Source organism: Deltaproteobacteria bacterium (genome assembly GCA_029210625.1).
GTDB lineage: Bacteria > Myxococcota > Myxococcia > SLRQ01 > SLRQ01 > JARGFU01.
Map to the genome: position 1 here is coordinate 208564 of JARGFU010000010.1, position 6844 is coordinate 215407.

6 protein-coding genes are annotated in these 6844 nt (G+C 75.3%); 5 read left to right on the plus strand and 1 reads right to left on the minus strand.

Going from position 1 to position 6844, the window contains the following annotated elements; translation table 11 throughout:
- Position 1: 1 nt before the first annotated feature.
- Genes P1V51_11665 through hisD form a run of 5 tightly spaced genes read left to right on the plus strand, consistent with a single transcriptional unit; the run spans position 2 to position 5562 of the window.
- Entirely contained in the window at positions 2–1069 is a 1068-nt protein-coding gene (locus P1V51_11665; GenBank protein ID MDF1563693.1) for a histidinol-phosphate transaminase, read from the plus strand.
- Complete coding sequence (hisB, locus tag P1V51_11670; protein MDF1563694.1) at positions 1066–1653, plus strand: imidazoleglycerol-phosphate dehydratase HisB; 588 nt, start codon at positions 1066–1068, stop codon at positions 1651–1653. The genes P1V51_11665 and hisB overlap by 4 nt, the downstream gene beginning before the upstream one ends.
- Entirely contained in the window at positions 1653–3017 is a 1365-nt protein-coding gene (hisH, locus tag P1V51_11675) for an imidazole glycerol phosphate synthase subunit HisH (GenBank protein MDF1563695.1), read from the plus strand. The genes hisB and hisH overlap by 1 nt, the downstream gene beginning before the upstream one ends.
- Complete coding sequence (gene hisE, locus P1V51_11680; GenBank protein MDF1563696.1) at positions 3014–4282, plus strand: phosphoribosyl-ATP diphosphatase; 1269 nt, start codon at positions 3014–3016, stop codon at positions 4280–4282. The genes hisH and hisE overlap by 4 nt, the downstream gene beginning before the upstream one ends.
- Positions 4282–5562, plus strand: coding sequence for a histidinol dehydrogenase (gene hisD / locus P1V51_11685; GenBank protein ID MDF1563697.1), 1281 nt, complete (start codon positions 4282–4284; stop codon positions 5560–5562). The genes hisE and hisD overlap by 1 nt, the downstream gene beginning before the upstream one ends.
- Here the strand turns inward: hisD and P1V51_11690 are convergent.
- Positions 5543–6844, minus strand: a 1302-nt coding sequence (locus P1V51_11690; protein MDF1563698.1) for a hypothetical protein, incomplete at its 5' end; no start/stop codon positions are given. The two genes, hisD and P1V51_11690, sit on opposite strands and share 20 nt — an antisense overlap.

Consider the following 6844-nt stretch of genomic DNA (forward strand, 5'->3'; position numbering starts at 1 on the left):
GATGCTGACCCCCGTCCCTGCCCTGCGCGCGCTGCGAGCCTACGAGGCCCCCCGCAGCGAGTACCCCATCGACCTGAAGCTCGACGGCAACGAGGGGCCGCCGCCCCCGGCGGCGATGCTGCGGCTGCTCTCCGAGGCCCCGCCCGAGATCCTGCGGGGCTACCCCCGGGCCGCCGCCCTCGAGGCCGCCCTGGCCGAGGCCTGGGGGCTGCCGGCCGGCGGCGCCCTGATCACCGCCGGGGGTGACGAGGCCCTCGACCGCCTCTGCCGCGCCTACCTCGCCCCGGGGCGCGAGGTGATCCTCCCCGAGCCCGCCTTCGAGATGAGCCGCCACTACGCCCTCCTCGCCGGCGCCACCCTGGTCTCCCCCTCCTGGACCGAGGCCGGCTACCCGGCGGCGGAGGCGCGCGAGCGGATCGGAGAGGCCACCGCCCTCGTCGTCGTCACCAGCCCCAACAACCCCACCGGCGGCGTGATCGACCGGGCGGGGCTCGAGGGCCTCCTCGAGGCCGCCGCCGCGCGCGACGCGCTGCTGCTCCTCGACGCGGCCTACGCCGAGTTCGCCGACGAGGACCTGACGGCCCTGGCGCTCTCGCGGCCCGGCGGCCTCGTCCTGCGGACCTTCTCCAAGGCCTGGGGTCTGGCGGGGCTGCGGGTGGGCTGCCTCCTCGGCGCGCCCGAGGTCCTCGCGCCCCTCCGGGCCGCCGGCGGCCCCTTCCCCGTCTCGGGGCTCTCCCTCTGGCTGGTCGAGCAGCTCCTCGCCTCGCCGGCCCAGCGCGAGCTCCGCGAGCGCTTCATCGCCCGGGTCCGGGAGGAGCGGGCGCGCCTCGAGGAGGCCCTGCGGAGCCTCGGCGCCCGGCCCTGGCCCTCCCAGGGGAACTTCGTCCTCGCCCGGGTGCGGGACGCCGGCGGGCTGCGCGAGGCGCTCGCCCGTCAGGGCATCGCGGTGCGGGCCTTCCCCGGCCGCGCGAGCCTGGAGGACGCCGTCCGCATCGCCCTGCCCGGAGACGAGGCCGCCTTCGAGCGCCTCCTCTCCTCCCTCTCGATCTGTCAGGAGGTGATCGCATGAGCCGCCAGGTGACCCTGAAGCGCGAGACCCGCGAGACCCGCATCGAGCTCTCCCTCGAGCTCGACGGCCGGGGCGAGAGCACCCTGGAGACGGGCCTGCCCTTCCTCGATCACATGCTCGAGGCCCTCGCCCGTCACGCCCGCCTCGACCTGCGCCTCACCTGCGAGGGAGACCTCGAGGTGGACGATCACCACACGGTCGAGGACTGCGCGCTGGTCCTCGGCGCGGCCCTGGATCAGGCGCTGGGGGAGCGGCGGGGCATCACCCGCTTCGGCTCGGCCTACGCGCCCCTCGACGAGTCCCTCGCCCGGGCGGTCGTCGATCTCTCCGGGCGCCCCTTCGCCTTCGTGGAGCTGGGCCTCCGCCGCGAGCGGCTGGGCACCGTGGCCTGCGAGAACCTGACGCACTTCTTCATCAGCCTCGCCACCGCGGCGCGGCTCACCCTCCACCTCGAGCTCCTCCGGGGGGAGAACGACCACCACCGCGCCGAGGCGGCCTTCAAGGCCCTGGCCCTGGCCCTGCGCCAGGCCCTCGCCCTCGAGGGCGAGGGGGACGCGGTCCCGAGCACCAAGGGGGTGCTGTGATGAGCGAGCGAGCGCTGGTGCTCCCCACCGGGCTGGCCAACACCGCCAGCGTCTGCGCGGCGCTGCGGCGGGCCGGGGCGACGCCCGAGATCTGTGACGATCCCGGGCGGCTCGCCGCGGCGGAGCGCCTGGTGCTGCCGGGCGTGGGCACCTTCGGCGCGGCGATGGCGCGCCTGGAGGAGCTCGGCGTCGTCGAGCTCCTCCGGGAGCGCCTCCGCGCGGGGAGGCCGACCCTCGGCATCTGCCTGGGCCTGCAGCTCCTCGCCGAGGGCAGCGAGGAGAGCCCGGGGGTGGAGGGCCTGGGCCTCTTGCCCCTCGAGGTCGGCGGCTTCCCCGCCGGGCTGCGCAGCCCGCAGATGGGCTGGAACGCGGTGGGGGAGGGCGAGGCCTACTTCGCCAACAGCTACCGCCTCGCCGAGGTGCCCGCGGGGTGGGAGGTCGCCTGGGCCTGGCACGGCGGCCCCTTCGTCGCCGCCCTCGAGCGCGGCGCCGTCCTGGCCTGCCAGTTCCACCCCGAGCTCTCCGGCGCCTTCGGCCAGGGGCTGCTGGAGCGCTGGCTCGCCGGGCAGCCCGCCCTCGCCCCCTCGAGCGGCCCCCGGGAGGCACGGCTGCGCCGCCGGATCATCCCCTGCCTCGACACCCGCGACGGCCGGGTGGTGAAGGGCGTGCGCTTCCAGGGGCTGCGCGACCTGGGCGATCCGGTGGAGCTCGTCTCCGAGTACCAGCGGCAGGGGGCCGACGAGATCGTCCTCCTCGACGTCTCGGCGACCCCCGAGGGGCGGGGGCACGCGCTCGAGACGGTGCGGGCGGTGCGCGAGGTCCTCTCGCTGCCCCTCTCGGTGGGAGGCGGCGTGCGCACGCCCGAGGACGCCGCGGCCCTCCTCGGGGCGGGCGCCGACAAGGTCGGCGTGAACAGCGCCGCGGTGGAGCGGCCCGAGCTGATCGGCGAGCTCTCCCGGCGCTTCGGCCGCCAGTGCACGGTCCTCTCCCTCGACGCCGCGCGCAGCGGCGAGGGCTGGGAGGTGGTCGTGCGCTCGGGCACGGTGCGCACCGGCAAGGACGCCCTCGCCTGGGCGGTGGAGGGGGTCGAGCGGGGGGCCGGTGAGATCCTGCTCACCTCCTGGGACCGGGACGGAACCCGCAGCGGCTACGACACCGAGCTGTTGCGGGAGGTGAGCCGGCGGGTGTCGGTGCCGGTCATCGCCTCCGGGGGCGCCTCGGGGCCCGAGCACCTGGCCGAGGCCCTCGACGCCGGGGCCGAGGCGGTCCTGGCGGCGTCCATCTTCCACGAGGGGAGCTACACCGTCCCCGACCTCAAGCGCGCGCTGGCCGGAGCGGCCGGGCGCTGGGAGCTGCGCTCATGATCGTCCCGAGCATCGACCTGATGGAGGGCGAGGCCGTCCAGCTCATCGGAGGGCGCGAGCGGGAGCTCAGCGCCGGTGACCCCCGGCCCCTCGCCCGCACCTTCGGCCGGGTGGGGGAGGTCGCGGTGATCGACCTCGACGCCGCCCTCGGCCAGGGCAGCAACGCCGGGCTCGTCCGCGAGCTGCTGCGCCTGGCTCCCTGCCGGGTGGGCGGCGGGATCCGCGATCTCGAGACCGCCCGGGCCTGGCTGGACGCGGGCGCCGAGAAGATCATCATCGGCACCGCGGCCCGGCCCGAGCTGCTGATGCAGCTCCCGCGGGAGCGGGTGATCGTCGCGCTCGACGCCGACCGCGGCGAGGTGGTGGTGGAGGGCTGGCGAAGGGGTACCGGCGCCGGGATCCTCGAGCGCCTCGAGGCGCTGCGCGAGTACGCCGGCGGCTTCCTCGTCACCTTCGTGGAGCTCGAGGGGCGCCTGGGCGGCACCGACCTCGAGCGGGTGGAGGCCATCGTGGCGGCGGCGGGCGAGGCCCGGGTGACCATCGCCGGTGGCATCACCACCCCCGAGGAGGTGGCGGCCCTCGACCGCCTCGGCGCCGACGCCCAGGTGGGGATGGCCCTCTACACCGGCCGGATGGGCCTGGCCGAGGCCTTCGCCGCTCCCCTGCGCTCGGACCGCCCCGACGGACTCTGGCCCACGGTGGTCTGCGACGAGGGCGGCCGCTCGCTGGGCCTCGCCTACTCCGACCTGGAGAGCCTGCGGGTCGTCATCGACGAGGGCCGCGGCGCCTACCGCTCCCGCAGCCGCGGGCTCTGGGTGAAGGGGGCGAGCTCGGGCAACACCCAGGAGGTGATCGACCTCTCCGTCGACTGCGACCGCGACGCCCTGCGCCTGCGGGTGCGGCAGCGCGGCCCCTTCTGTCACCTCGGGACCCGGGGCTGCTTCGGGGAGGGGAGGGGGCTCGAGGCCCTCGCCCGCCTCCTCGAGGCGCGCCGCCGGGAGGCGCCGGCGGGCTCCTACAGCGCCCGGCTCTTCGAGGAGGCGGGCCTGCTGGAGGCCAAGCTGCGGGAGGAGGCCGGCGAGCTCGGTGAGGCCCGGGGCGAGGCCGAGGTCGTGCACGAGGCCGCCGACCTGATCTACTTCGCCCTGGTCGCGGCGACCCGGGCCGGCGTGGGGCTCGAGCCGATCGAGGCCGAGCTGGATCGCCGGGCGCTGAAGGTGAGCCGGCGCCCGGGTGACCGGAAGGACCGGGAGGAGGCGAAGTGATGTTGAAGCGAAGGAAGGCGGGAGAGATCCGGGCCGAGACCCTGGACCCGGTCGACGCCGAGACCCTGGCGCAGGTCGATCCGATCCTGGCCGAGGTCCGCGAGGAGGGGGAGCCGGCCCTGCGCCGCTGGGCCGAGCGGCTGGGAGACCGGCAGCCGGGGGAGCCCCTGGTGATCGGCCGGGAGGCGCTGGAGGCGGCCCTCGCCGCGCTCGACGAGGAGCGGCGCGGCGTCCTCGAGCGCACCGCGGCCCGCATCGAGCACTTCGCCCGGGCCCAGGCCGAGGGCCTCCGGGCGCTGGAGGTCGCCATCGAGGGCGGCCGGGCGGGCCTGCGCCTGGTGCCGGTGGAGCGCGCCGGCTGCTACGCCCCGGGGGGGCGCTATCCGCTGCCCTCCTCGGTGCTGATGACGGCGATCACCGCCCGGGTGGCCGGGGTGCGCGAGGTCTGGGTGGCGTCTCCCCGGCCGGCCCCCGAGACCCTGGCGGCCGCGGCCCTCGCCGGCGCCGACGCGCTGCTGGCGGTCGGCGGCGCCCAGGCCATCGCCGCCCTGGCCCACGGCGCCGGAGAGGTGCCCGCCTGCGACGCCATCGTGGGGCCGGGCAACCGCTGGGTGACCGCCGCCAAGGCCCGGGTCGCGGGCCGGGTGGCCATCGACATGCTCGCCGGCCCCTCGGAGCTGCTGGTCCTCGCCGACGCCGGGGCCGACCCGGCGCTCGTCGCCGCCGACCTCCTGGCCCAGGCCGAGCACGATCCCGACGCCCTGCCGGTGCTGGTCGCCCTCGACGCGGCGGTGGCGGAGGCCGTGGACGGAGAGCTGGAGCGGCAGCTTCGCGACCTGCCCACCGCCGGCGTCGCCCGGCAGGCCCTCGCGCGGGGCTTCACGGTGGAGGCCGCCGATCTCGAGGAGGCGATCGCGCTCTGCGATCGCCTGGCGCCGGAGCACCTGGCCCTGCACCTGCGGGACGCCGCCTCCCTGCGCGAGCGCTTCTACCACTGCGGTGCCCTCTTCGTCGGCGGGTCCTCGGCCGAGGTCCTCGGCGACTACGGGGCCGGCCCCAACCACGTGCTGCCCACCGGGGGCAGCGCCCGCAGCCGGGGCGCCCTCTCGGTCCTCACCTTCCTGCGGGCCCAGACCTGGCTGGACTTCGACCTGCAGGCCGGGGCCCGGGTGGCCGAGGACGCCGAGGCCCTCGCGCGCATCGAGGGCCTCGAGGCCCACGCCCGCGCCGCCGGGCGGCGCGGGCGCTCCAGGCAGCGGCCTACGGGTTCGGGTTCTTGACCCGGACGGCGTAGGTGTTCAGGTCGTCGATCATCAGCTTCAGCCAGTAGGCCTTCCGGGGGTGGAGCTTGCCGCAGAGGACGGGATCGGAGTCCCAGGTCTCCTGGAAGTAGTTGGTGCCGTCGTAGGTGTAGATCGAGGAGTAGACCCAGCCGGCGAGGACCGCGTTCTCCCAGGTGTTCACCACCTCGCTGGCGCCCGGGTTCTGCACGATCGTCACCGCCGAGAGCAGCACCGAGTCGGCGTGGGGGTTCGCCACCATGTTCATGCCCTTCTGCAGGGGCACCTCGACGGTCGAGCCGTTGGTGGTGGGCGTGGAGTCGCCGGGCGGGGTCAGTTCCTCGCCGCCGGTCATGCCCAGCCAGTAGCCGTAGCCGTCGTAGACGGTCCCGGCCGAGCCGGTATCCGAGTAGGAGCCGTCCCAGTCGGACAGGCCGGTGGAGACCCAGTACATGCAGGAGGTCACCCCGAAGACGCCGAGGCAGGTGTTGGTGGCGCCGAGGTTGTTCTCGTTGCCGGCCAGGTTCCAGCCCATGTGCAAGGTGGAGTGGGTCTGGTCGGTGTCCGCCGCGAGGGGGGTGGCCAGGGGACCGACGTTCGAGAAGTCGTCCACCGCCCGCACCTGCACGTAGTAGCGGGTGTTCGAGTCCAGGCCGGTGATCTGCACGGTCTCGGGGGCGCCCGCGGCCACCGTGGGCGTGAAGGTGTCGTTGAAGACCAGCGCGTTGGCCCAGGTGCCCGAGGTGATGGTCGCGTAGTCGTAGCGGACCATGTAGGTGGTCGGGGTGCCGGTGGTGCCGAGGCAGTCCTCGTAGGGCGCCGTGAAGGTGAAGGTGATGGTGGTGTCGGTGGTCGCCGTCACCTGGAGATCGGCTGCCGCGCAGGGCGCGTCCGAGTCGCCGATGGCCGGCTGGTGGGGGCCGGTCTGGACGCCGGCGGACCAGTTGCCGTTGCTGTCCCGGCTGAAGGCCTTGAACCAGTAGTCCTGCCCGTTGGTCAGGGTGGTGGCGATGTGCGAGGTGCCCAGCCCCACGTACTGGACGTAGCTGGATCCCAGGGTGCCGCCCTGGAGGTGGGTGCTGCCCTCGGAGGGCGTGTCCGAGATGCTCGCGGTGTTGCGCAGGATCATCACCTCGGCGAGGTCACCGTCGCCCGGGTTGCTCCAGTTCAGGCTGATCTGGGTGTTGGCCGGGGAGACGCCGCCCCAGGTGGCGTTCCCCGGGGAGAGGTTGTCGATGGTCAGGGTGTCCGAGCCGGTGTCGCTGCCGCTCACCGCGTTGCC

Bases quoted from the DNA above. Each gene is read 5' to 3' on its own strand.
- hisD (MDF1563697.1), top strand. From the start codon at position 4,282: ATGTTGAAGCGAAGGAAGGCGGGAGAGATCCGGGCCGAGACCCTGGAC.
- hisH (MDF1563695.1), top strand. From the start codon at position 1,653: ATGAGCGAGCGAGCGCTGGTGCTCCCCACCGGGCTGGCCAACACCGCC.
- P1V51_11665 (MDF1563693.1), top strand. From the start codon at position 2: ATGCTGACCCCCGTCCCTGCCCTGCGCGCGCTGCGAGCCTACGAGGCC.
- hisB (MDF1563694.1), top strand. From the start codon at position 1,066: ATGAGCCGCCAGGTGACCCTGAAGCGCGAGACCCGCGAGACCCGCATC.
- hisE (MDF1563696.1), top strand. From the start codon at position 3,014: ATGATCGTCCCGAGCATCGACCTGATGGAGGGCGAGGCCGTCCAGCTC.